The following is a 24925-nucleotide window of genomic DNA, read 5'->3' as shown; positions in this document are numbered from 1 at the left end:
GCTCCAAGGTTCGATGAGTGTCAAATTTTGACCGCCGTCGAAATATGTACGTCGAAATCGACACCATCTCTCAGTCGACGCCCGAGCCGGTCTCCGCCGCGCATGCCGCGATCACGGCGGGGAGCAGGCCAGGGAACCGTTCCTCCATCTCGTCGGCGCGCAGCGTGTTCATCTTGGTCACGCCCACGTAGTACTGCCGGATCACCCCCGCTTCGCGCAGCACGTTGAAGTGATGGGTGAGCGTGGAGGTGGAGACCGGTGCCTCGAACGTGCCACAGCTCATGTCCTCGCCCTTGCGCACGAGCTGGGAGACCACCATTCGGCGTACCGGGTCCACCAGTGCCTCCATCACCTGCTGGAGATCTACCTGCGCAAGGTCGGGATGATCCACTGTCCGGGGGGCGGTACGGGGGCGGGCCACAGTCAACTCCTACGGGCGATACCAGCAACTCACCCATGCTACGACTGTCATCGAAGTAATGGGGCTCTTCGCAGTGGGTAGGGGCGTGATGTTGTCCGACCCTGTGCCGTGTCGGTGAGTGAAAAAGGGACCGCGCCCTTGTGAGCCGGGTGTTCTTCAGGCAACCAGACCAGCAAGGAACGCGGGCATGCTCCACGGTGGTTCACTGCTGCTCGATCTCGACGGCGTCGTCGTCGAATCGGTGCGGCGCGTCGACGACGGCAACCGGATCGTCCGGCTCGGCACCGACCCGCGGTGGGTCGGGGTGTGCCCGCAGTGCGGGCAGACGTCGACGAGGTCGACGGGCTGGGTCACCAACCGCCCCCGCGATGTGCAGGTCGGCCCCGACCGTCCCCGGCTCGAATGGAGCAAGCGGAAATGTTTGTGCGCCAACAGTGTCTGCGATCGCAAGGTGTTCACCGAGTCCGTGCCGGGCATCCCTCCTCGCGCTCGGGTCACCCCGCAGGCGAAGACGATGATCGCCGCCGGTGTCCTCGACGACGACCGTTCGGTGGCCGCCGTCGCCGCCGAGTACCGGTGCGCCTGGCACCGTCCACGATCGGGTCGTCACCGTCACCGTCGCCGACACCGCGCCCGACGAACCCGAGCCGGTGCGCGTGCTCGGCATCGACGAGTCCCCCAAGGACTACGTCCAAGGAGGGCCCCCACCGCCGCGGCAAGGCATGCTTGCCCAGGTCGCCGGCCGCAGTGCGGCGACGGTGCCCGACTGGCTGCACGCACGCGACGAGCAGGGGCGACAGCAGATCGCCCACGCCGACCAGACCGATGCCGCGGAAGATGCCCTCCTTTCCGGGCAGGACATGGCGGACAGCGGCGATCGCGTTGCAGCGTAAGGACGAGGAAGAGCGGGCGATCGTGGCGCGGGAGCGTCTCGACAGAATTCGAGCCGGCGAGTCGGTGATCGGCCGGATCCCGAACGTGCCTCATCGTCTGGCGGAAGCCGAGGCGCATCTGGCACGTGAGATCGCCACTCATCAGGCGAAACTCGACCGGCGTGCCGCGATCATCGCTGCAGGAAGGAAACCGATGGGCCCGCCCCCGGTTTCGCTGGACCAGCACTCACGAATCATCCGCACGCGACGTGCGGTCGAAGCCGCTCGGGCGGCTGCACAAGCCAGCACGAATCCCGACACACAGTCGTTGCCGAAGACAGTCGCCAACACGACCGATCCGCAATCACGGTTGATGCCCACCAGGCGAGGATTCTTCCAGGGCTACAACGCGCAACTCGCAGTCACCAGAGATCAGATCATTGCGGCAGTGCAGATCGGGCAGAGTCCCAATGACATTGCATCTCTCCTACCGATGATGGACGCATGTCAACAAGCCGCCGCGATGCTGCACGACGGTGCCGTAGACATGGCCCCAGCGGAGCGCGAAGTCGTCGATACCCAGAACGGGCACCTCCTCGACGGGCCGATCGGGGATCGCCCGCACCGCCCGCAATCGATCTTGTTTCGATCCGTGAAAGCCGATAGCGCTGTTGCTACCGCCCCATCCTGCGTGACGTTCCTATTTCCTGTGCCGCGAACCCGTCGACGATCGTGTCCACTCGGTGGCATTTGTTAGTCCTGCGCACCAATGTGACCTGGTGTGATGCGCCGACCGAGACGCTGCGACTGCAACGGCATCACCTGCCGACGCAGGCCCCGCGAATGGACCGACGCCGGACTATGGCCGCGCTCCACTCTTCGCTGCTCCCCAAACTCCGCACCGCGCACCGATTGGATCTGAACGGAATTTGCTGAGGAAGAACATGCACGCACATGGCGTTCCCCCAAATAGTGCGGGTGATCTGACGGTCAGGGGGCCTCGTTAGTGGATACGTAACCGTCCCTGATCAATGCCCTGAGATGGTGGTGGGAAGTTTCGTCCGCCAGCGACGCGCCCCTGACCCAGCTCAGCGCAAGTGCGGCCAGAAACAGGTCGCGCGCCCGAATCCAACTGTGCGCCCGCCCATCTCGCTGCGCTGCCGCGAGGAATTGACCTGTCAGATCGATGAAGCCGGTGCAACTGACCGCAAGGGGATTGTGCTCCGCGAGGAACGCACTGCGCAGCGGTCCGGGCAAGCCCTCGAACGCCCCGAAAAATTCCTCGAGTGCAGCCAACCACTGCTCCAGGGCTGCACCACTGTCGGCGAGTTGTTCGATCCGCTCCTTCTCGGATTCCAGCTGACTCTGGCGTCGACTCAGCAGTTCCGCGAGCAGCGCGTCGCGCGTCGGGAAGTGACGATAGAGGGTGGCCGATCCGACTCCTGCGTCGCGTGCCACCGCCTCCAAAGAGGTCCCGACCCCTTCCTCGGCAAAGCGTCGCTCCGCTGACTCCAGAATCTCCGTCCGGTTTCGTTCGAAGTCCGCCCGTGGTCGTCGCCTTTGCTTCCCCTCGTCCGTCATGTCACCTCTCTAGGTCCTCAAACGCCGACGTCACGGCGCACATTTGCCAAGCGGGGGGAAACCCCGTTTAATAGGTGGGGGAAGCCCCCACTTCGTAATCGTACCCCGCCCCTTCCGGTGCCGACCACCGGATCGGCGCGCAGTTCGCCATCCGCATGCACCGGCCCTGGGAGGACCCCGCCTTACGGTGCAGCGAACGTGTCGAGCCAACTCCGCCCCCTTCCATCCGCCTCTTCCACTGGAGAACACACATGACAACTCCGGACACATCGACCGTAGACATCGATTCAACGAAATCCCGATCCGCTCCTGAGGACCGCCTGGCCCCAGGAAGCATCGTGGTCATCGGGTTGCTGATGGTCTCGACGTTCATCGTCCTGCTCAACGAAATGCTGCTCGGGGTTGCCCTTCCCACCCTGATCGTCGATTTCGACATCACCCCAGGCACCGGACAGTGGGTCACCACGGGTTACCTGCTGACGCTAGCGGTACTCATCCCCGCCACCGGGTATGTGATGCGTCGATTCCACCTACGCACAATCTTCCTAGGCGCGCTATCGTTGTTCACCGTCGGAACGACAATCGCCGCCTTCGCTCCGACGTTCGAGGCCCTGCTCGTCGGACGCATCGTCCAAGCAGTGGGCACCGCAGTCTTCATGCCACTGCTGATGACCATCACGATGCGTCTGGTTCCCGCCGGTCGCCGCGGCCGGGTCATGGCGCTGGTGACCGGTCTGACCGCCGCGGCGCCAGCTGTCGGCCCCGCGATCTCCGGTGTCGTACTGGCCCACTCGAGTTGGCGGTGGCTGTTTCTTCTCGTCCTACCGATCGCCCTGGCAGCGCTGGCACTGGGCGCGTGGAAGCTCCGCAACATCACCACACCGGAATCGGTGACACTCGATGTCCTGTCGCTGGCATTTTCCGCCGTCGGGTTCGGTTCGCTCGTATACGGTCTGGCCTCCATTGGTGAATCAGTTTCCGGCCACGCACCGATCCCGCCCTACCTTCCGATTCTCCTAGGGCTGGCCGGAATCACCGTGTTCGTCTACCGACAGAAGTTCCTGCAGCGTCACGGCCAGGCCTTCCTCGACATGAGGATCTTCCGCACGAGTTCGTTCACGGTACCCCTGCTGGTGATGGTGATCGTCGCACTCAACGGCTTCGGCACGCTGATCGTCCTACCTCTGGTGTTGACCCACGTTATGGGATTGAGCACCTTCGCAATCGGTCTGTTCCTAGTTCCTGGTGGTGCGTTGATCTCGATCGTCTCCGCTCTCGGGGGGCGGGTATACGACCGCTTCGGGCCACGACCGCTCGCGATTCCCGGCGCAGTAATCTGGACCGCAGCCCTGTGGTTCCTCAGCCAGCTGAACGAGGAGACGGGTGTAGTTGCGATCCTCGTTGCCTACCTCGTGCTGTCCGCATCACAGGCTCTGATGTGGGCGCCGCTGACAACAAGCGCATTGGCTTCCCTGCACACCGACCTCTACCCGCACGGCACCGCCGCCTTCACCACCGTCCAGCAACTGGCCGGCGCGGCCGGAGGTGCCGTTCTCATCTCTGCCTATACCATCGGCTCCGACGTTACCGACACGGCCGCACCGAGCATGGCGCAGTTCGTATCCGCTGGCCAGACCGCCTTCACCACCGCTGCAGTCATCGCCATTGCCGCTCTTGTCGGCGTCCTTTTCGTCCGGCGAACACCAGCTCCTCGCTGACTCGACCCAAGCCACATCGTCGAACGGCACCGACACCACCGCCCAGTGCTCTCCGGTGATATCACACGCTGGATTAAGCACGCCCCTACCAAAACTCCGGCCCCATCTCCACCCACACGAAAGGTTCTGGACCGTGAACGCCAGCAAGATGCTCATCGGAATGCAGATGGGCAACGGTTACGGCTCGCAAACTCACGCATGGCAAGCACATAACGTAGACCCATACAACTACGCCAACCTCGACGCCCACGTGCGTTACGCCCAGGCCGCCGAGCGCGGAAAGTTCCAGTTCCTCTTCCTGCCGGACTCCCCCTCCCAAACCCAAAAATCCAATGACGTGGCACCCCAGATGACGATGGACCCATTCATCACAATGGCCGTCCTGGCCCGGGAAACCACGAGGATCGGTTTCGCCGCCACTGCCTCTACGTCGTTCTTCGAGCCCTATAACCTGGCACGACTGCTCAAGACCCTCGACGTTGTCAGCGGGGGCCGCATCGGCTGGAATGCCGTAACCACCTCGGATCCGGCCGCTGCGGCCAATTTCGGTCAAGAGATCGCCGATCGTGACACCCGCTATGCTCGCGCCCACGAAGTCATTCAAATCATCCAAGCCCTATGGGGAAGCTGGCAGACAGACGCCTGGATAGCAGACAAAGGGTCGGGAATTTTCGCTGATTTAACCAAGATTCGGCCCATCAACCTCCGAGGTCGACACGTCGCCTCCCGAGGCCCGTTGGAGATCCCACCGTCCAAGCAGGGACAGCCGGTCATCTTCCAGGCAGGTGGCAGCCCCCACGGTCTGAGTCTGGCGGGCCGTTACGCCAGCGCCGTCATCGGGGCGACGTTCACCATCGAGGACGCCAGGCGTCAGCGCGACAACGTCCGCCGTGCAGCCTTGGAGGCCGGCCGAGAGCCAGACGAGGTGAAGTTCATTGCCGGAGTAATGCCGACAATCGCGCCGACCAAGCGGGAGGCCTTGAACAGACGGGGTCAATTCGTCGCACCCATGATCGACCAACGAGTCAGCTATCTGGGAATGATGCTCAGCATCTCGCTGTCACCGGCAGACCTCGACACCCCGCTGACCAAACAGAAACTCGCGGCCGCTCGCGCCAACCCGTCCGACCCCCGATCCCCGAAGGCACTCGAGCTTGCCCGAGAGGGATGGACGGTACGCGACATCCTCTACCATGGTGTCATCGACTACCACCCCTCCCCCATCGGACCTGGGAGCGTGACCGCAGACCACATGCAGGAATGGTTCGAAGCCGGTGCCTGCGACGGATTCTGGGTCTCGCCGGATGTGTACGAAGATGGTATCGACACGTTCGTCGATGAAGTCGTACCCATCTTGCAGCACCGCGGCCTGTTCCATCACGATTACGAAGGAAACACCCTGCGTGAACACCTCGGTGTCCCCCATCAGTACGGGATAGACCCACGACTGGGGTAACGCAATGATCCTTGGGCTGGAGACATAGCTGTGTCCGACACCCGTCGCTTGGCGCGAGTATCTGCCCACGCGCGCCGAAATCTCCTGCGATGTTCCAGTCTTGGTCCAGTTGCTCAGCCATGCCCCTCAGCCCAGCGTTCAAGCCGACGGCTGTGTGCTTGCCGCCCGGGAGCATTGTGTCGGGCGTGGTTGCTCAAGCCCCTGCAGGCGACCTCTGCGGTGAACTCGAATATGGGCAACTGTGTTGCGTTGGCATAAGCGCCCAAAAAATCCGCACGGCCGTCTTACTCACGCATCGCTTTTCGAGTTCGACGAGCGATTGTTTGATCATGCTATTCCCCTACTCTTACGGATCTCGAGCTTCTTCGCGCTCGCGGCCCGAATAGCAGACGGTGACCCATCTCGGGCAACGGATATCTGGCTTCGCAGTTAGCAGTGGCATTGATGCCGGCTGGGTGTGCTCCGCCGGGAGGGGCGGGTGCGGGCCGACCGTACCCGGCGTCGCTGGTTGTCGGGATTGCGGAACCCGAACGCGATCCGCCCGACGTGCTTGACGATCCGGCCCAAAGCTTTCGCTGCGCGCGTTCGACAGGCCCGTCTCGATCGCCCGAATGGTGGGGTTCGGCCAGGTCTCGACGGTGCGGGCCAGCGCGGTGACCTCGGGCACCGAGCAGGCGGCGCAGAACTTGTAGAACCGGTACAGCGTGGCACGGATCTCGTGGCGAGCCCATCGCGGCCGGTGCACGTGAGCAGGTTGCGCAGCAGTTCCTCGGCGATCCTCCCCGAGGACTTCGTCCAGGGTGGGACCCCAGCGGCGATCTCCTCGCTGGGGTCGGCGGCGAGCAGCTTGGTGAACAGCTCAGTGCGTTTGCTTGTCGGTGAGGGTCTCGGCGCCGCGCAGCAGCCGGCGTGGGTTGATCCATTCGACGTCGCTCTTGCGGCCGCGCCGACCGCAGTGGGTCTGGGTGACCCGGCGGCGCACCGCCCGGGCGACCTCGTTGGCCTTCTCGACCAGGGGGAACCGGTCGACGACCAGCTCGGCACGCGGCAACGCCTCGCGTACCGCCTTGGCGTAGACCGATGAGAGGTCGATGGTGACGTGGGCGATCTGCTGTCGCCCCTGCTCGTCGCGTGCGTGCAGCCAGTCGAGCACCGTCGCCGCACTGCGGCCGGTGACCTGGGCAAGCAGGCCCTGCCGCGGCGGTGGGGGGCCCTCCTTGGACGTAGTCCTTGGGGGACTCGTCGATGCCGAGCACGCGCACCGGCTCGGGTTCGTCGGGGAGGGCGGTGTCGGCGACGGTGACGACCCGATCGTGGACGGTGTGCCAGGCGCACCGGTACTCGGCGGCGACGGCCGGCCACCGAACGGTCGTCGTCGAGGACACCGGCGGCGATCATCGTCTTCGCCCGCGGGGTGACCCGAGCGCGAGGAGGGATGCCCGGCACGGACTCGGTGAACACCTTGCGATCGCAGACGCTGTTGGCGCACAAATATTTCCGCATGCTCCATTCGAGCCGGGGACGGTCGGGGCCGACCTGCACATCGCGGGGCGGGTGGTGACCCAGCCCGTCGACCGCGCCGACGTCTGCCCGCACTGCGGGCACACCCCGACCCACCGCGGGTCGGTGCCGAGCCGGACGATCCGGTTGCCGTCGTCGACGCGCCGCACCGATTCGACGACGACGCCGTCGAGATCGAGCAGCAGTGAACCACCGTGGAGCATGCCCGCGCTCCTTGCTGGTCTGGTTGCCTGAAGAACACCCGGCTCACAAGGGCGCGGGCCCTTTTTCACTCACCGACACGGCACGGGGTCGGACAACATCACGCCCCTACCCACTGCGAAGAGCCGTGAATTGCTCGCCGTCGACGTGGGTAGATAACTGTAGATCTCGCGGGCGATGTAGCGCTCGAGGTGCCGGATGATTTCTCGATGCTGAGCCCCTCTGCGGTGTGGCGTTCGACGTGGTCGCGAGTGGCCCGGTGGTGCCTCGTCCGGACGGTCGTGACGATGTGGAGCGCACTGTTTGCCCCACGGTCACCGCTGCGACTGAGTCCGTGGCGGCCGGTGATACGTCCGCTTCTCGCCGGCTGGGGTGCAACGATCGTCTGCACCGACTACGGTGACCACGCGAATGCATGCACCGGCCGCCTCGAAAGCCGGCTTCAGGTCGGCAAGGGACCCGCCCCACCGTCGGCGCCTATCCACCACGGCCGTTCAGCATCTCCCGTGCCTTGACGGCCAGCCACCACTCCACCCGGGTGTGGATCGAGTCGAGGTCGCGGCCGGTGAGTTCGGTGATGCGGGCGAGCCGGTTGCGCAGGGTGTGCCGGTGGATGCCCAGGGCGACGGCGGTGCTCTCGGCCTGGCCGTTGTGCTCGAGGTACGCCGCAAGGGTCTCGATCAATCGTCCGCTCGCCCCGTGCTTCTCGTCGTAGGCATCGAGCGCCTCGAGGCCGGTGCGGGCGATGGCCTGCAGCGCGTCCGGATCCTGCATGCCCAGCAACACGGAGAAGGTGCCGAGCTCGGCGAACGCCACTGGTGTCCGGCCCCCGTCCCGCGCTGCCCGGGCCGCCGAGAGGGCCTGCTGCACACTGGTGTTCGCGTCCGTCACGGCGCACGGACCGCCCAGCCCGCACCGGACCGGGCGGCCGAGCTGCGCGCGGACCCGGTCCTGGACCCGGGTCGCGGTCTCGCGGGCCCGGTCGGCCGGCAGGACCACGGCGACATCCGCACCGACCGAGGCCGTCAGGTGGGGTACGCCCTCCGCGGCGAGGACTGCGCCGACCTGCCGTTCCGCCGGCAGCAGCGGACCGACCTCGGTCAGCACGGCAACCGCGACGGTGTCGGTCGGCTCGAACCCGAAGTACCGGAGCAGGCCGGCGTCCATGCGTTCGGGTGCGTCGAAGAGCGTCCGGGTGACGACGGCCCGCAGGCGCTGTTCCGCGCTCTGCACCTTCGCGGGCTTGCCGAGCTCGATGGAGATCAGCGACACGGCGTGGGCGAGGAGCAGACGGTCGGCCGGCGGGAGCGGTTCCGCGGTGCCGACGGCGAGGTATCCGTAGAGGTCCTGGGCCGCCGCGATGCTCTGCACGGTGTAGTGCCCCGCGGCGTCGGCCAGCACCTTGCTCAGCTGCCGCCGCCGCGGAGATCGGGACGCCGACTCCGCCACCGCGCGCGCATGCCGGACCGCCCGCGTCGTGTCCGACCCGTACTCGGCGAGCACGCGATCGTCGGCGTCGACGACGGCGACGGCCCCGGCGAGGGCCTGACCGAGCGCGGTCACGACCGCGGGCACACCCCCGCGCAGCGTCGCCCGGGCCAGCCGCTCCTGCTGATCGACGACCCGCTGCACCGCGCGGACCTGGTCGGCGGTCAGTTCGTCGATGACCGCCCGGGTGATGGCGATGAACGGGGTCGAGGCGGGCACGGCGAGCACCGGGAACCCGAGTGCGTCACCCGCAGCGCGCAGAGCGTCGGGCACGCGGTCGAACCGGGTGCCGGTGTCGAACGCCAAGGCCACGCAGCCGGCCCCCACCAGGCCCTGGAGGTACGCGAACTGCTCGTCGGCGCCGGCACCGATCTCCAACCCGGTGGTCATCACGAGCTCTCCCCCCGAGAGCCACGGGGTGGGGTCGGGAAGCTCGATCGGATGCGCCCACTCGATGACACGGTCGGCGCCGTCGCGACCCGCCACGAGAGTGAGCCCGAGCTCCGGCAGCGTCGTGAGCCGACGCACGGTGATGGCCATGATGACGATCCTTCCCCGCACCGGGCGGCTATGAGGTGGGGTGTTCGGCGAGGACTTCGAGGGCCAGGCTGATGTCGGTGACGTCCCGCGGGGAGCGCAGGGACCGGCCCAGCATGTCCTCGACGCGTTTCACCCGGTGCCGCACGGTGTTCGGATGCAGATTCAGCTCCCGCGCCGTGCGCCCCACGTCCAGGTCCCGCGCCAGGTGCAGCACGAGGAAATCGACCAGGTCGTCGTGGCCGTCGAGCAGCGGGGTCAGGACCGCGGTGGCGCGCTCGAGGGCGGGCCCCGGGTCGCGGCCCGCCAGCAACCAGTCCGCGAGGCTCACGTCCTCGAAGCGCTGGGCGGTGCGTCCGAGCCGCTCGGCGGCCCGTCGCGCCCAGCGCGCCTCCCGCAGTTTGTCGGGCCCGCGCGCGGGATCGGTGAACGGCTCGCTCGAGCCGCACGTCAACCCCCGCGGAAGGTTGTTCGACCAGGAATCGAGAGCCTCCGCCCGGGCGGGGACCACTCCGACGAGGCCCCCGTCGCCCCGGGCGAGCAGCAGGGTCAGCCCGATGTCGCGGGCCAGCCCGGACACGTCCGTTTCGACGGCATCGAGCAGCGAGTTCGCCCGGAACACCCATCGGCGGTTGTCGTAGTCGGGTGCGGCGGACAGGGCCAGCATCCGCATATCGGGCTCGGGGCCGAACCGCAGCATCTCGAGTTGGTCCAGGACGGTGTCGGATTCGGCCGGATCGCCCGACGCCAGCGCCCGCACCAGCGCGGCGTGCCGCGCGCGGTTCTCGATGGTGGCGCGCTGGCGGGTGCGTTCGATCGTGTTGAGCAGCCTCAGCGACACCTCGACGGCGGGCGCGGTGAGCGGGTCGGTGAGTTCGTTGCTCTTGGACGCGAGGGCGAACCAGTAGTGCTGGCCGCCCGGCGAGATCGAGTGCGCGCTCACGGACCATCGACCCACCCGGAACAGCAGCCGGCCGTCCCGGCCGCGCAGCTGATTGCGGATCAGGTGCACCGGCGCGCCGCCCGCCGAGGCCACGACGTCGCCGACCTCGTTGTAGAGGACCACGCTGCTGCGGAGCAGCCCGGCGAGCCGGGCCACGAGGTCGGCCTCCGGGGACTCGGCCGTCATCGCCTCGAGGAGGTGGTTCTGCATCTGCAGCGTGCGGCGCAGCAGCATCGAGTCCTGCGCCTGCGCTGCGGCGTTGACGCGTCCGACCACCTCCATGAACGGTAGTTCCGGCGGGATCGCCACCACGGCGAACCGATGGCGCTCGGCCTCGTCGAGCAGGGGCCGGGGGACGTCGTCGGTGATCACTCCGACGCCGTACCCGAGCGCGGCGATGCCGGACCCCACGAGCTCGCGGATCAGTTCGCGATAGGCCTGCTGCGGGTGTTCGTGGCCGGGGAAGCGCGAGCCGGTGGTGAGCATCATCGACCCCGGCCGCAGCCACCGGGTCGGGTTCTCGATCTCGATCGGGTGCGCGCCGGTGATCCCCACGTTGGGGTCGGCATCGGTCGCCAGCCGGAGCCCGAGGTCGGGTTCGAGCAGCAGGTCGACGAGCCGGAAACGGTCCGGAAGCATGCCCGACATCTTTCTCCCTCCGGTGTGAAAATCTCCAACGATTCGGGGAACTCGATTCACTTTCTCCAATTGATGGCCTCGCGACCAGGCCGAATACTGAGTTCCACCCGACCCAGGAGTATGACGATGATCACATCCCGCAATCCCCACCTGCGCGTCGCCGTGGACGTCGGAGGCACCTTCACGGACGTGTGCATCTTCGACGAGAGCGCATCGACCACCCGCATCGCGAAGGTCCCCTCGACCCCGGACGATCCCATGCGCGCCGTGATCGACGGTGTGCGCACCGCGGGCATCGACCTGACCGAGGTGACCCTGTTCTCCCACGGCACCACCGTCGCGACCAACGCGCTCATCACCCGCAACTTCCCGCCCGCCGCCCTGGTCACCACCCGCGGGTTCCGCGACGTGCTCGAGATCCGCGACGGCACCAAGGACGAGCTGTGGGACACGTACGTCGACGTCGGCACCCCCTACATCCGCCGCCGTGACCGGTACGAGGTCACCGAACGCATCGACTACGCCGGCGAGGTCGTCACCCCGCTCGACGAGTCGGAGGTCCGGGAGATCGCCCGGATCCTGCGCCGCAAGAACATCAAGACCGTCGCGGTGTGCCTGATCAACAGCTACGTCAACAGCGCTCACGAGCAGCGCGTGCGGGCGCTGCTCGAGGCCGAGCTGCCCGACGTCGCCGTCTCCACCTCGAGCGAGATCCTCCCCGAGATCTTCGAGTACGACCGCGCCTCCACCACCGTCGCCAACGCCGTGCTCGCACCCCTGGTCAGCGGGTACGTCAACCGGCTCGAAGCGCAGCTGCGCACCGACGGATACGACGGCGACCTGCTCCTGCTCCATTCCGGCGGGGGCTCCATGACGCCCGCGATGGTGGAGAAGTATCCCGTCCGGCTCGCCGCCTCGGGCATCGCCGCCGGCGCGATCGCCGTGGCCGACATCGCCACCCGCTGCGGATACCCCAACGCGATCGGCCTGGACATGGGCGGTACCAGCACCGACATCTCGCTCGTCTACGACGGCGAGGTCCGCACCACCAAGCAGTGGCAGGTCGAGTACGGCTTCCCCATCTCCTTCCCCAGCATCGAGGTGCTCACCATCGGTGCGGGCGGCGGATCGCTGGCCTGGCTCGACGAGGCGGGCTCGCTGCGCAACGGGCCGCAGTCGGCCGGCGCCTCCCCCGGGCCCGCCTGCTACCTGCGCGGCGGCACGGAGCCGACGAACACCGACGCCAACGTGCTGCTCGGTCGCCTGGGCACCGCCCTCATCGGCGGCGGCCTCACCCTGGACGTGGCGGCCGCGGAGAACGCGATCAAGCAGAGCGTGGCCGGACCGCTGGGTCTCGACGCCGACACCGCGGCGAGCAACATCATCCAGGTGGCCAACGCGAACATGGCGGATGCGGTGCGGCTGTTGTCGATTCGCCGGGGCTACGATCCGCGTGACTTCGTCCTCGTCGTTTGCGGCGGCGCGGGCGCCCTGCACGGCGCGGCCCTCGCGAAGGAACTGTCCATTCCGACCGTCGTGGTGCCGCCCCATCCGGGCATCACCTCGGCGCAGGGGTGCCTGCTCGTCGACATCCGGCACGACCTGTCGGCCATGTTCCAGGGCCGCGTCGACGAGGTCGACACCACCACGCTCGAGCGCGAATTCCTGCGGCTCGAGCAGGAGGGCACGCAGCGTCTGCGCCACGAGGGGGTCGAACCCGAACGGATGGTCCTCGATCGCCACATCAGCATGCGCTACGCGGGGCAGTGGCGTTCGCTCACCGTCGCGGCCGGCAGCGGCCCCGGCTTCCTCGCGGAGGCCGTCGAGCGGTTCCACGAGGAGCACGAACGGGACTACTCGTTCCGGCGGGACGACACGCCCGTGGAGATCTACCAGATCGGGCTGCGCGCGGTGGGCACCACGCCGAAGCCGAACTTCCCGCGCACCTCCGAACCCACCACCGCGGAACCGGCGCCCGTCGAGCGGCGCAACGTCTACTTCGACGAGGCGCGCGGCCGGCTCGACACGCCCGTCTTCGACCGCGACACACTGGAGTTCGGTACGCGCATCCCCGGCCCGGCCGTGATCACCCAGCTCGACTCCACCACCGTCGTTCCGCCGGGGACCACCGCCACGATCGACGAGTGGGCGAATATCCGCATCGACATTCAGGAGACCCGATGACCACCACGTCCCCCACCCTCGATCCGGTCACGTTCGAGGTCCTCAAGAACGCGTTCGCCACCTCCGTCGATCTGATGTCCGAGCAGATCCTGCGCACCTGCTACTCGTTCGTCATCTACTCGCGGGACTTCTCCTCCGCGCTCTGCGACGCCGAGGGCAACACCGTGATGCAGGGCAGCCAGGACATCGCTGTCCACGTGGGCACCCTCCACTTCCAGTGCAAGGCCGTGCTGGAGGAATTCGGCTCCGACATCAACCCCGGCGACATCTTCATGGTCAACGACCCCTACCGGGGCGGCACCCACCTCAACGACGTCAGCTTCGTCCGGCCCATCTTCGCGGACGGCGTCCTCATCGCCTTCGCGCAGAACAAGGGTCACTGGGCCGACATCGGCGGCAGCGTGCCGGGATCGTTCGACGTGACCGCCACCGAGCACTTCGGTGAGGGCCTGCGGATCACCCCGGTCCGGGTGTGGCACGAGGGCCGATTCCTGGCGGACGTCGCGAAACTGCTCGTCGCGAACACCCGCTCGCCGGAGATCAGCATGGGCGACCTGCACGCCCAGGCGGAGGCCACGGGTGTGTGCGAACGCGAAATCCACCGCCTCGTGGACAAATACGGACGCGGCACCGTCACCGACGCGATGCGCGAGGTCCAGGACTACGTCGAGCGCATCGTGCGCAGCCGGGTCGCCGACCTGCCGGACGGCACGTGGACCACCGAGGACTACCTCGACTCCGATCCGGCGCGTCCCGAGGGGCTCGTCCCGATCCGCGTCACCATGACGATCGAGGGCGACCAGCTCAGCTACGACCTGACCGGCAGCGCACCGGCGGTCGCCAGCTTCCTCAACAGCGGCTACGGCACCGCGTTCTCCGGGATCGTCGCGGGCACCAAGTCGTTCTTCCCCGACGTGCCGCTGAACTCGGGCCTGTACAACGCGATCCGCACCGACCTCGGACCGGAGGGGACCGTCGTCAACGCGGGCTGGCCGCACGCGGTGACGGGATTCTGCTCCGGCCCGTACGAGAAGATCATGAACGCGATCTTCGAACTGTGGTCGAAGGTCGTGCCCTCCCGTGCCATCGCGTGCTCGTTCAACCTCGAGTACCTGCTCGTCGGCGGCCGCGACGCCCGCACCGAAGACCGGCCGTTCTTCATGTGGTACGACTGGATGGCCGGCGGCTGGGGCGGACGCAGCTCGAAGGACGGATCGAGCGCCACCGCACCGGTGTTCGGTATCGGCCTGGCCGTGCAGCCGTGCGAGGGGCAGGAACGCCTCACCCCCGTGCTGACCAGCGAGCACGCCATCATCACCGATTCCGGTGGACCCGGGGAATACCGCGGGGGGTGCGGCCTGTCCAAGGGCGGCATCCTCACCGACAGCGACAACAGCGTGATGTCGTACTGCTGTGACCGTTCCCGCTCGGTCACCTGGGGCATCGAGGGCGGCCTGCCGTCCATCCCGCACGGTGTGTGGCTCAACCGCGGCACCCCCGAGGAGCGCTTCCTCGGGTCCGTGTTCTCGAATGTTGCGGTCCAGTCCGGCGATTCGTTCGAGCGGCCGTCGGCGGGCGGTGGTGGCTACGGGGATCCGCTGCAGCGGGACCCGGAGGCCGTGCTCGAGGACGTGATCGACGGATACGTCTCCGTCGAGCGCGCCGCCCTGGACTACGGCGTCGTCGTCGTGCCGGTGGATCCCGAGGTCGACCGCTACGAGTTCGACCACGACGCCACCGAGCGCCTCCGCGAGGAGATCCGCGTGTCGCGCAAGGGCTGGCTCGACGAGGACCCCGAAGCCGTCGCCGGCCGCTACCGCAGCGGTGAGCTGTCCATGCTCGATCTCGTGCGCCGCTACGGCGTGATCGTCGACTGGGGCACCGGCGAGCTGCTGCCCACGACCACCGCCCAGTTCCGCGATCTGCTGCGGACGCGCTCCGTCGCGCACTGGTCCTGAACTCCCGGGCGGGGCAGTGATATCGCTGCCCCGCAACGGGTTGCGCGTTCTTCGTTCTCCCTCGAAGCTCCCCTGCCGAACCTCCCGCCCCCGGTGCTGCGGGCGGTCGTGCGCCCCTGCGCCGGTTCGGATTCCCTCCCCCCCCGAGAGGCGACCCCATGTCCGATCACCTCACCGAATCTGCTCCCGGATCCCCCGCCGAGCGGGAAATCGTGCCCGAATCCGGGCGTCTGTCCCGCTGGTCGCTGACGATGGCCTGGTGGGCCATGTTCAGCGCCATGTTCTGGCTCTACGTCGCGGTTGCCTCGGCCGGCGCCGTCGGGGTACCGGCCACACTCGCCGGGATGGCCGCCTCGGTCGCCACCTTCGGCGTGGTCAATCTGGTGCTCTCCCGGTATGCGATCCACACCGGCCTGTCGGTCGAGCTGCTGTCCCGGCGCATGTTCGGCGCCGTCGGCTCACTGCTCGCCCCGGCGCTGTTCGCGGCCACCGCGCTCTACTACGGGGTCTTCGAAGGTTCGATCGTCGCGGTGGCGCTGCAGGAGTACTTCGGCGGCGACATCAGGCTGTGGTACCTGCTGTGCACGGTGTACATGATTCCCGTGGTGATCGGGGGCGTCGCGGCGTGGCTCGACAAGCTCAACGGAATCCTGTTGCCGTTCTACCTCGTCGGCATGGTCGCCGTCGTGGTGGCCGCGACCGTGCAGCAGGGCTACCCCACCGGATGGCTCACCGCCACGGTGGCATCGGGTCCGCTTCCGGGCTGGCTCACCGCCTACCTCGTCTACATGGGCGTGTGGGTGCTCATGATGTACACCTTCGACTACGCGCGACTCGGTCGCCGCACCGACGCCGCCTTCCACGGCACCGTCACCTTCGGCTGGGTGTTCTACGCGCTGACCTTCGGTGTGAACGGACTCGTCGGCCTCTATCTCCTCGGCGCCTGGGACATCGCCGGAACCGAGACCGGCGTGGTCGAGGCGGTCGTCGGCTCCCTCGGCTTCGCGGGGGTGCTGCTGATCATCGTGTCCCAGACCCGCATCAACTCGGCCAACTTCTATCTCGCCTCCACCAACCTCCAGGTGTTCGTCCACCGAGCACTGCGCATCGACGTGCCCCGAGCGGTGTGGGTGGTGGTCACCGCCGTGCTCGCATACCTGCTCATGCTCACCGACGTGCTGGGGTACCTGCTGCAGGCCCTCGCCTGGCAGGGCGTGCTGATCACCGCGTGGGTGGCGATCGCGGTGGTCTACGTGCTGCGGGATCGGGGCCACGCCGTGCCCCGCACCGCGTCCGGTGGGGCGCTGGCATGGCTGATCTCCTCGGTCGCCGGCATCGCGCTCACCGCGCAGCAGGTCAGCGCGACATGGGCGCAGCTCGCCCCGGTGGTGACGGTGCTCCTGGCCGCGGGCAGCTACGTGCTGCTCACCCCGCGCGCACGCGTGACGCATCGCGCGCCGTCGGGCGACGAAGCGTCGCCGGACGCGCCGCAACCGGTCTGAATCCGGCGGACAATCGCCGCCATGGCGAGCGTGACACCGGCCCCTGTACGCAGCGGCCATGTCGTGGGTCACATCGCGGCCATAGTGTTCTCCCATCCGAGCGACAGCGCCGCCGGGACGCCGGAACCGGCACACGACGGCGCCGCACACCAGGTCTCGAAGGGAGTGCCGTGCACACCGATCCACCGGCCGAAAGGTCCGACACCCTGGGTCACGCGCTGAAGAAGCGCCATCTCACCATGCTCTCCATGGGCGGGGTGATCGGCGCGGGATTCTTCGTGGGGATCAGCGCGATCATCGGCCAGGCCGGACCCGGCGCCATCCTCACCTGCCTGATCTGTGGGCTCATCGTCTTCCTGGTCATGCGCATGCTCGGGGAGATGGCCGTCGCCAAGCCCTGCACCGGCTCGTTCACCGAATACGCCCGCGACGCCATGGGCAACTGGGCGGGCTTCGCCACCGGCTGGCTGTTCTGGTACTTCTGGGTGGTCGTCGTCGGGATCGAGGCCGTGGTCGGGGCCACCCTGCTCGCCCGTTGGCTCCCCGGCGTGCCGCTGTGGCTGATGGCCGCCGGCCTGCTGTTGATCATGACCGTCGTGAACCTGCTGTCGGTCGGCAACTTCGGGGAGGCCGAATACTGGTTCGCCGGGATCAAGGTCGCGGTGATCATCGCGTTCCTCGTCCTGGCCGGTCTCTACGTGCTGGGCGTCTGGCCCGGAGCCGACCTGTCCTTCGGCAACCTGACCGCACACGGCGGCTTCCTGCCCAACGGCTTCACCCCCGTCATGGTCGGGGTGGTCGCCGTCATCTTCTCGATGACGGGGGCCGAGCTCGTCACGATCGCCGCGGCCGAGTCGAAGGAGCCGGCCGCGGCGATCCGCCGGGCCACCAGCACCGTCGTGTTCCGGATCCTGGCGTTCTTCGTCGGCGCGACGTTCCTGCTCGTCACCATGCTCCCGTGGGACAGCTATGTCGTCGGCGAATCCCCGTTCGTGGCCGCCCTCGACGTCCTGGGCATCCCTGGGGCGGCCGAGATCCTCAACTTCGTGGTGCTGGTCGCCGTGCTCTCGTGCCTGAACTCCGGGCTCTACACCGCCTCGCGCATGCTGTTCGTGCTCGGGGCCCACCGCGACGCACCCGCGTGGATGACGGCCGTCAACTCCCGCGGGGTCCCGCTGAAGGGCGTGCTGTCGTGCACGTTCGTCGGATACGTGTGCATCGTTGCCGCCTACGTCTGGCCCGACACGATCTTCCTGTATCTGGTCACGTCGTCCGGTGCGATCTGCCTGTTCGTGTACATCATGATCTGCCTCTCGGAGCTGGTGCTGCGCCGCCGCTGGGAACGCACGTCGCCGGAGATCCTGCAGTTCCGGGTGTGGCTCTACCCGGTCCTGCCGGTCGTCGTCACGGCCGTCATCGTCGCGATCCTCGTCGGCATGTGGTTCACCGGCGCCCGCCCGGAACTGGTGCAGTCGCTGATCGCGCTCGCGGTCATCGTCGCCGCGTACCACCTCAAGACCCGGTACCTGCGCCGGCGCGGCGGCGAACGGGCCGCACCGCCGGAGGAGAGGGCGCTGGCCCGGGCGATGCACGTCGAAGCGGAGCCGCGCCCCGGAGGGCCGCAACCCGCGCCCTCGGGCAATCCGGCCCACTGACGATCCGCTCCGCGCCGCCGGCTGCCACGACAGCCGGCGGCGCGGAGTTGTGCTCGGAGGACAACACCCCGTCGGAACTCGAGCCCGCGAGGCCGTAGCCGGGACGTGATCCCCGTTCCTACCGTTGTGGTCAGCCAAGAGGAGAGGACCGACGGTAGTGACGATCGAATATCTGGTGTGGCACCGCGAATCGGACCGGCCCTGCGTGCGGGACGACGACCGGGAACTCACCTACGCCGAATTCGCCCGCAGGGTCGACGGTTTCGCGGCGCAACTCCAGCGGCACGGGATCGCTGCGGGTGACGTCGTCGCGGTGATGCTGCCCAACCGGGCCGAACTCCTCGTCGCCCTCATGGCCGCGTGGCGGCTGGGTGCGACGGCCACCCCCGTCAATCCCGCGTTCACCGCAACCGAGGCCGAGTACCAGATCGACGATGCGGGAGCCGCACTCGTCCTGGGCGCCGGTCCCGACGCCCCGTCGGGCGGCCGCCCGACGATCCACGTGGACGACATGGCTACCGCCCCGCCGGCCGGATGGTCGGCCGGCGCCGATCCCCGGCCCGACGACACCGCCCTGCTGATCTACACCTCCGGCTCGACGGGCCGCCCGAAGGGCGTGCAGCTCGCGCACGCGAACCTGCAGTTCATGGCCGACTCGTTCCGCACGCACCTGCGGCTGACCGAGGCCGACCACTGCCTGCTGATCCTGCCGCTGTTCCACGTCAACGCGATCGCGGTCAGCTTCCTGGCGCCGATCCTGGCCGGGGCGCAGCTCAGCATCACCGGCAGGTTCTCCCCGGCCCGGTTCTTCGACGACGTGGCGCGGCTGCGGCCGACCTACTTCTCGGCCGTACCCACCATCTACGCCCTGCTGGCCTCCCAGCCGCAGGACACCCCGGTGGACACCTCGTCGCTGCGCTTCGCGATCTGCGGGGCGGCCCCGATCTCGAAGGAACTCCTCGACCGGGTCGAGCAGCGCTTCGGCCTGGTCGTGGTCGAGGGCTACGGACTCACCGAGGGCACCTGCGCGTCGGCGTGCAACCCGATCGACGGCCCCCGCAAGCTCGGCACCGTCGGCCCCGCGCTGCCCGGCCAGCAGATCGCCGTCGCCGGACCCGACGGGCGGCACCTGCCGGCCGGCGCCACCGGCGAGGTGCTCATCAAGGGCCCCAACGTGATGCGCGGCTATCTCGGCCGGTCCGAGGAGACCGCCCGCACCGTCGTCGACGGCTGGCTGCACACCGGCGACGTCGGCCGGCTCGACGAGGACGGATACCTCACCCTCGTCGACCGCATCAAGGACATGATCATCCGCGGCGGGGAGAACCTGTATCCCAAGGAGATCGAGAACGCCCTCGCCACGCACCCCGCGGTCCTCGAGTCCGCCGTGATCGGCGCGCCGCACGAGGTGTACGGCGAGGTCCCCGTCGCGTACGTCGTGACCTATCCCGAGCAGACCGTCACCGAGTCCGAACTACTCGCGCACGTCGCCGAGCGGCTGACGAGGGTCAAGGTGCCCGCCGAGATGCACGTCGTCGCCGCCCTGCCGCGCAACCCCGTCGGCAAGATCGACAAACCCGGCCTGCGGCGCAGCCACGGTGCTCCCGTGCACGCCTGACCGCTCCCCGAAGACACCACACGCTTCACCCCGACTCGCCGGCCCCGGGCCGGTGGGGCGGCAGCCCCTACCCGAAAGGCGAATTCCCATGGGTTTCAAGACCGGCCACTTCCCCGAAGTCGACCCTGCCACGTTCCGTGACCTCCCGTTCCGGGATCGGTTGCGGGCCATGTCGACCCATTGGGTGGACTACGGATTCGGCACGCCGAAGATGGTACACACCGTCTACATCCTCAAGCTGCTGTTCCTCTACATCGGCATCGGCACCGCCCTGGCGACGCTGACCTCGGGCCTGTCGTGGCTCGACGTCTCGTCGTGGTGGAACCAGCCGATCGTCTACCAGAAGCTGATCCTGTGGACCGTGCTGCTCGAGGCGCTCGGTCTCGCCGGTTCGTGGGGTCCGCTCGCCGGGCACTTCAAGCCGATGACCGGTGGCTTCCGATACTGGCTCAAGCCCGAGACGATCCGGCTCCCACCGTGGCCGGGCAAGGTGCCCGGTACGTCCGGTGACCGCCGCACCGTCGGCGACGTGGCGCTCTACGCCGTCCTGCTCGCCAATCTGCTTGTCGCCATTGTTCTTCCGGGGGTGCATACCGCCTCCGTCGACGCACTCGTCGCCGACAACGCCGGCCTCGTCCGTCCCGCGGTCGTGGCGCCGCTGATCGTGCTGCTGATCGTGATCGGCCTGCGGGACAAGGTCATCTTCATCGCCGCCCGCAGCGAGCAGTACCTGCCGGCGATGGTGTTCTTCACCTTCCTGCCCTTCGTCGACATGATCGTCGCCCTCAAGCTGCTCATCGTCACCGTCTGGGTCGGCGCCGGCGTCTCCAAGTTCGGCCGCCACTTCGCCATGGTGGTGCCGCCGATGATCAGCAACACCCCGTGGATGCTGTCCAAGCGCGTCAAGCGCATGCACTACCGCAGCTTCCCGAACGACCTGCGGCCCTCGCACCTCGGCAGCGGCGTCGCCCACGTCCTCGGCACGTTCGTCGAGATCGTCACCCCGCTGGTGCTGCTGTTCTCCACCAACCGCACGATCACGCTGCTCGCGGTGCTGCTGATGGTGGCGTTCCACTTCTTCATCGCCTCGACGTTCCCGCTCGCGGTGCCGCTGGAATGGAACCTGCTGTTCGCCTACGCCACGGTCTTCCTGTTCTGGGGCTTCCCCGCCTGGGACGGCTACGCCGTGACCGACATGTCGTCGCTGTGGCTGGCGGGCGCGATCACCGCCGCGCTGTGCTTCTTCCCGGTCCTCGGCAACCTGCGCCCCGACCTGGTCTCGTTCCTGCCGTCGATGCGGCAGTACGCCGGCAACTGGGCCTCGGCCACCTGGGCGTTCGCGCCGGGTGCGGAGGAGAAGCTGAACCGGTACATCGTGCGGGCCGCCGAGAACACCCGCACCCAGCTGCTCGCGACCTACCCCGCCGACGTCGCGGACGTCGTGATGCACCAGCTCCTCGGCTGGCGGTCCATGCACAGCCAGGGCCGGGCGCTGATCTCCCTGATGATGCGCCACCTCGGGGACGACATCGACACCTACGACCTGCGCGAAGCCGAGTTCTCCTGCAACTCGATCGTCGCCTTCAACTTCGGTGACGGGCACCTGCACAACGAGCACCTGATCGCCGCGATCCAGCGGCGCTGCAACTTCGCGCCCGGCGAGTTCGTCGTCGCCTGGATCGAGTCCCAGCCGATCCACAAGGGCACCCAGGAGTACAAGGTGATCGACGCGGCCCTCGGCGTGATCGAACGCGGCACCTACCGGGTCGCCGACGCCGTCGCCGAGCAGCCCTGGTTGCCCAACGGGCCCATCCCGTTCGACGTGCAGTGGACAATGGACCGCGAGGGCGCCCACCGGGCGGCCGCACAGGAGGTCACAGCGTGAGCACGGCGGTCGTGGTCGGTAGCGGGCCCAACGGGCTCGCTGCCGCCGTCCACCTCGCCCGCAGCGGCGTGGACGTCCAGGTTCTCGAGGCGGCCGACGAGATCGGTGGCGGGACCCGCTCCGGCGAGCTCACCGTCCCCGGCCTGGTCCACGACCACTGCTCCGCCTTCCACCCCATGGGCGCCGGCTCCCCCTACCTGCAGACCCTCGGCCTCGAGCGCTACGGGTTGCGGTGGCGGTGGCCGGAGATCGACTGCGCCCATCCCCTCGACGGGGGCGAGGCCGCCCTGCTGCACCGCTCCCTCGACGTCACCGCGGCCGGCCTCGGCGAGGACGGCCCGCGGTGGCGGCGGATGTTCGCCGACCTCGCATCCGGGTTCGACGGGCTCGCCGCGGACCTGATGCGGCCGGTGCTCAACGTCCCGCGGCACCCGCTGCGGCTGGCGGCGTTCGGGCCGCGGGCCCTGCTGCCCGCCACGGCCTCGGCCCGCTGGTTCCGCACCCGCAAGGGACGTGCCCTGTTCGGCGGGGTCGCCGCTCACGCCTACCACCGGTTGGACCGGCCCGCCACGTCCGCCGTGGGTCTGATGATCACCGCTGCCGGCCATCGCTACGGGTGGCCGGTGGCGGAGGGCGGCTCCGCAGCGATCGCGCGGGCGCTGACCGCGCAGCTCGCGGAGCACGGCGGCAAGGTGCACACCGGGGTCCGGGTCCGCCGAGCCGAGGACCTGCCGCCCGCGGACGTCGTGCTCCTCGACGTCGCCCCCGAAGCCGCCCTCGGCATCCTGGGGGACGCGGTACCGTCACGGATCGCCAAGGCCTACCGCAGGTTCCGTCACGCTCCCGGCGCCTTCAAGGTCGACTTCGCGATCGACGGCCCCGTCCCGTGGACCGATCCGGAATGCGGGAAGGCCGGCACCGTCCACCTCGGCGGCGAGTTCGCCGAGATCGCCCGGGCCGAACGGGACGTCGCGACGGGACGCATGCCGGAGCGGCCGTTCGTGCTGCTCGGCCAGCAGTACGTCGCCGACCCGACCCGCTCCCACGGCTCCGTGCATCCGCTCTACGCGTACGCCCACGTCCCGGCCGGCTACACCGGCGACGCGACGGACGCGATCGTCGCCCAGATCGAGCGGTTCGCCCCGGGGTTCCGGGACCGCATCGTCGCCACCGCGGTCACCGCGCCCGCCGACCTCGCGCGACAGAACCCCAACCAGGTCGGCGGTGACATCATCGGCGGCGCCAACGCCGACCTGCAGGTGGTGTTCCGGCCGCGAATTGCGCTGGACCCCTACAGCACCGGGGTACCCGGGGTCTACCTGTGCTCGGCCTCCACCCCGCCCGGGGCGGGCGCGCACGGGATGTGTGGCTACAACGCCGCGGAGTCGGCGCTGCGGCACCTGCGGAGCGCCGGCCGTGGCTGATCCGGTGGTCTCGGGGCGGTCGACGGGCGCACCGTCGGCCGCCGACGAGGTTCAGCGCGTCGTCGCCGAGGTCGCGCGCCGGTTCGATGCCCGCCAGCGGGAGATCAGCCGTTCCATGACCGCGATGATGGCGCGGGAGATCGCCCACCTCGACGAGGATCCGCACCTCGTCGAGCTGCTCGAGGCGAGCGTGCACGGCAACATCGCCACGATCATCCACGTACTCACCAACGAGATCCCCGCCGAACACCTCCAACCCACCACGGCGGCAGTGGAATATGCGTTGCGGCTCGCGCAGCGCGACGTGCCGTCGCACTCGCTCGTCCGGGCGTACCACATGGGACAGAACGACCTCATGCGGCTGTGCTTTGACGAGGTGCGGTCGATGAACCTCCCGCCGCAGGTGACACTCGACGTCATCGAGCACATCTCCGCGGTGGTCTACCGGTACATCGACTGGATCACCCTGTACGTGTTCGACGCGTACGAGAAGGAACGGCGCCGGTGGTCGGCCGTGCGCGGCAACGTGCACTCCGCCCTCATCCACGGCCTCGTCGACGGATCCGAAACCGACGCCGCGGCGTTCGAGGCGGAGACCCGGTACCGGCTCGACCGCTGCCATGTCGGGGTGATCGTCTGGACGACCACCGAATCCCCGGACGGCGCGATCAATCCCCTGGACCGGCTGGTGCGCGCGGTGGCGGTGCACCTCGGGTCGGATGCCCCGCCGATCCTCACCGCCATCGACCGGCGCACGGTATGGGCGTGGCTGCCGTTCGATCGGCACCGGCCGACGATCGACACGACAGCACTCGATTCCGTCGTCCGATCCCATCCCGCGGGCCGCCTCGCTCTGGGGCTGCCCGGTTCCGGCCTCGCCGGTTTCCGGCGCTCGCACGAACAGGCCGAGGCTGCGTATTCGATTGCGGTGGCCCAGGCCACGTGCACCCGACGGGTCATCGGGTTCGGGGACCGCGGCGTCGCGGTGGTGTCGCTGCTCGCCCGCAACCTCGACGCCGCGCGGGCGTGGGTGGGCGAGATACTCGGCCCGCTCGCCGACGACACCGAGCAGGCCGCGATGCTGCGGGTCACGCTCGGCACCTACTTCGCCACCGGTGAGAGCCACCTGCACACCGCCGAGCGGCTGAACCTGCACCGCAACACCGTCAAGTACCGGATCAACAAGGCCCTCGGCGACCCGACCCGCGCGCCCGCGGTGCACGACAAGCTGGACATCGCGCTGGCGCTGCAGGCGTGCGAATTCCTCGGGGCGGCGGTGCTGCGCTGACGCGCACCGGCCCGGCGGTTCTGGGAGGATGCGG

At 68.4% G+C, this 24925-nt stretch carries 16 protein-coding genes and 2 pseudogenes; 12 read left to right on the top strand and 6 right to left on the bottom strand.

Features of this window, described 5'->3' with window-relative positions; all coding sequences use genetic code 11:
* Positions 1-70: 70 nt before the first annotated feature.
* Positions 71-421 (bottom strand): helix-turn-helix domain-containing protein, encoded by a 351-nt coding sequence (locus G6038_RS05545; protein ID WP_346772749.1) that lies wholly within the window; start codon positions 419-421, stop codon positions 71-73.
* Between the two features lie 140 nt (positions 422-561).
* Here G6038_RS05545 and G6038_RS05540 point away from each other — a divergent pair.
* Positions 562-1206, top strand: a pseudogene (locus G6038_RS05540) (transposase family protein); the annotation flags it as partial.
* A gap of 52 nt (positions 1207-1258) precedes the next feature.
* On the top strand, positions 1259-2050 hold the full coding sequence (locus tag G6038_RS05535) for a hypothetical protein (protein WP_206024320.1): 792 nt from the start codon (positions 1259-1261) through the stop codon (positions 2048-2050).
* Between the two features lie 233 nt (positions 2051-2283).
* Here the strand turns inward: G6038_RS05535 and G6038_RS05530 are convergent, their stop codons facing one another.
* Positions 2284-2874, bottom strand: coding sequence for a TetR/AcrR family transcriptional regulator (locus tag G6038_RS05530; protein ID WP_165036386.1), 591 nt, complete (start codon positions 2872-2874; stop codon positions 2284-2286).
* A gap of 338 nt (positions 2875-3212) precedes the next feature.
* Between G6038_RS05530 and G6038_RS05525 the strand changes: the two genes are divergently transcribed.
* Positions 3213-4592, top strand: a complete 1380-nt coding sequence (locus tag G6038_RS05525; protein ID WP_165036384.1) for a DHA2 family efflux MFS transporter permease subunit — start codon at positions 3213-3215, stop codon at positions 4590-4592.
* A 133-nt stretch (positions 4593-4725) separates the two neighbouring features.
* Positions 4726-6048: an NtaA/DmoA family FMN-dependent monooxygenase gene (locus G6038_RS05520; RefSeq protein WP_346772748.1), complete on the top strand. Its 1323-nt coding sequence runs from the start codon at positions 4726-4728 to the stop codon at positions 6046-6048.
* Between the two features lie 429 nt (positions 6049-6477).
* Here the strand turns inward: G6038_RS05520 and G6038_RS05515 are convergent.
* From G6038_RS05515 to G6038_RS05505, 4 genes and pseudogenes are all read right to left on the bottom strand, one after another.
* Positions 6478-7819, bottom strand: a pseudogene (locus G6038_RS05515) (ISL3 family transposase).
* Positions 7820-7870: 51 nt separating this feature from the next.
* Entirely contained in the window at positions 7871-8161 is a 291-nt protein-coding gene (locus tag G6038_RS31145; RefSeq protein ID WP_346772747.1) for a transposase, read from the bottom strand.
* 86 nt (positions 8162-8247) lie between these two features.
* The gene (locus G6038_RS05510; RefSeq protein WP_165036382.1) at positions 8248-9798 is read right to left on the bottom strand and encodes a PucR family transcriptional regulator; all 1551 of its coding nucleotides are present in this window, start codon (positions 9796-9798) and stop codon (positions 8248-8250) included.
* A gap of 28 nt (positions 9799-9826) precedes the next feature.
* A complete protein-coding gene (locus tag G6038_RS05505) occupies positions 9827-11386 on the bottom strand; it encodes a PucR family transcriptional regulator (RefSeq protein WP_206024319.1) in 1560 nt (519 codons plus the stop codon).
* A gap of 111 nt (positions 11387-11497) precedes the next feature.
* Here G6038_RS05505 and G6038_RS05500 point away from each other — a divergent pair, with 111 nt between their 5' ends.
* The 8 genes from G6038_RS05500 (at position 11498) to G6038_RS05465 (ending at position 24891) form a co-directional block, all read left to right on the top strand.
* Positions 11498-13561: a hydantoinase/oxoprolinase family protein gene (locus tag G6038_RS05500; protein ID WP_165036381.1), complete on the top strand. Its 2064-nt coding sequence runs from the start codon at positions 11498-11500 to the stop codon at positions 13559-13561.
* Positions 13558-15519: a hydantoinase B/oxoprolinase family protein gene (locus G6038_RS05495; protein ID WP_165036379.1), complete on the top strand. Its 1962-nt coding sequence runs from the start codon at positions 13558-13560 to the stop codon at positions 15517-15519. Before G6038_RS05500 ends, G6038_RS05495 begins: the two co-directional genes overlap by 4 nt.
* A 158-nt stretch (positions 15520-15677) precedes the next feature.
* On the top strand, positions 15678-17021 hold the full coding sequence (locus G6038_RS05490) for a permease (RefSeq protein ID WP_165036377.1): 1344 nt from the start codon (positions 15678-15680) through the stop codon (positions 17019-17021).
* Between the two features lie 170 nt (positions 17022-17191).
* Positions 17192-18676: an amino acid permease gene (locus G6038_RS05485; RefSeq protein ID WP_165036375.1), complete on the top strand. Its 1485-nt coding sequence runs from the start codon at positions 17192-17194 to the stop codon at positions 18674-18676.
* A 157-nt stretch (positions 18677-18833) separates the two neighbouring features.
* A complete protein-coding gene (locus G6038_RS05480) occupies positions 18834-20294 on the top strand; it encodes an AMP-binding protein (protein ID WP_165036373.1) in 1461 nt (486 codons plus the stop codon).
* An 88-nt stretch (positions 20295-20382) separates the two neighbouring features.
* Positions 20383-22179, top strand: a complete 1797-nt coding sequence (locus G6038_RS05475) for a DUF3556 domain-containing protein (protein WP_165036372.1) — start codon at positions 20383-20385, stop codon at positions 22177-22179.
* Complete coding sequence (locus G6038_RS05470) at positions 22176-23603, top strand: NAD(P)/FAD-dependent oxidoreductase (protein ID WP_165036370.1); 1428 nt, start codon at positions 22176-22178, stop codon at positions 23601-23603. The genes G6038_RS05475 and G6038_RS05470 overlap by 4 nt, the downstream gene beginning before the upstream one ends.
* Positions 23596-24891, top strand: coding sequence for a helix-turn-helix domain-containing protein (locus G6038_RS05465; RefSeq protein WP_165036368.1), 1296 nt, complete (start codon positions 23596-23598; stop codon positions 24889-24891). Before G6038_RS05470 ends, G6038_RS05465 begins: the two co-directional genes overlap by 8 nt.
* The last annotated feature ends 34 nt before the right edge of the window (positions 24892-24925 follow it).

Source organism: Rhodococcus sp. 14C212, assembly GCF_011058195.1.
GTDB lineage: Bacteria > Actinomycetota > Actinomycetes > Mycobacteriales > Mycobacteriaceae > Rhodococcus > Rhodococcus aetherivorans.
Note: the sequence above shows the minus strand (reverse complement) of the source record. Positions and strands in the feature narration are given on the sequence as shown.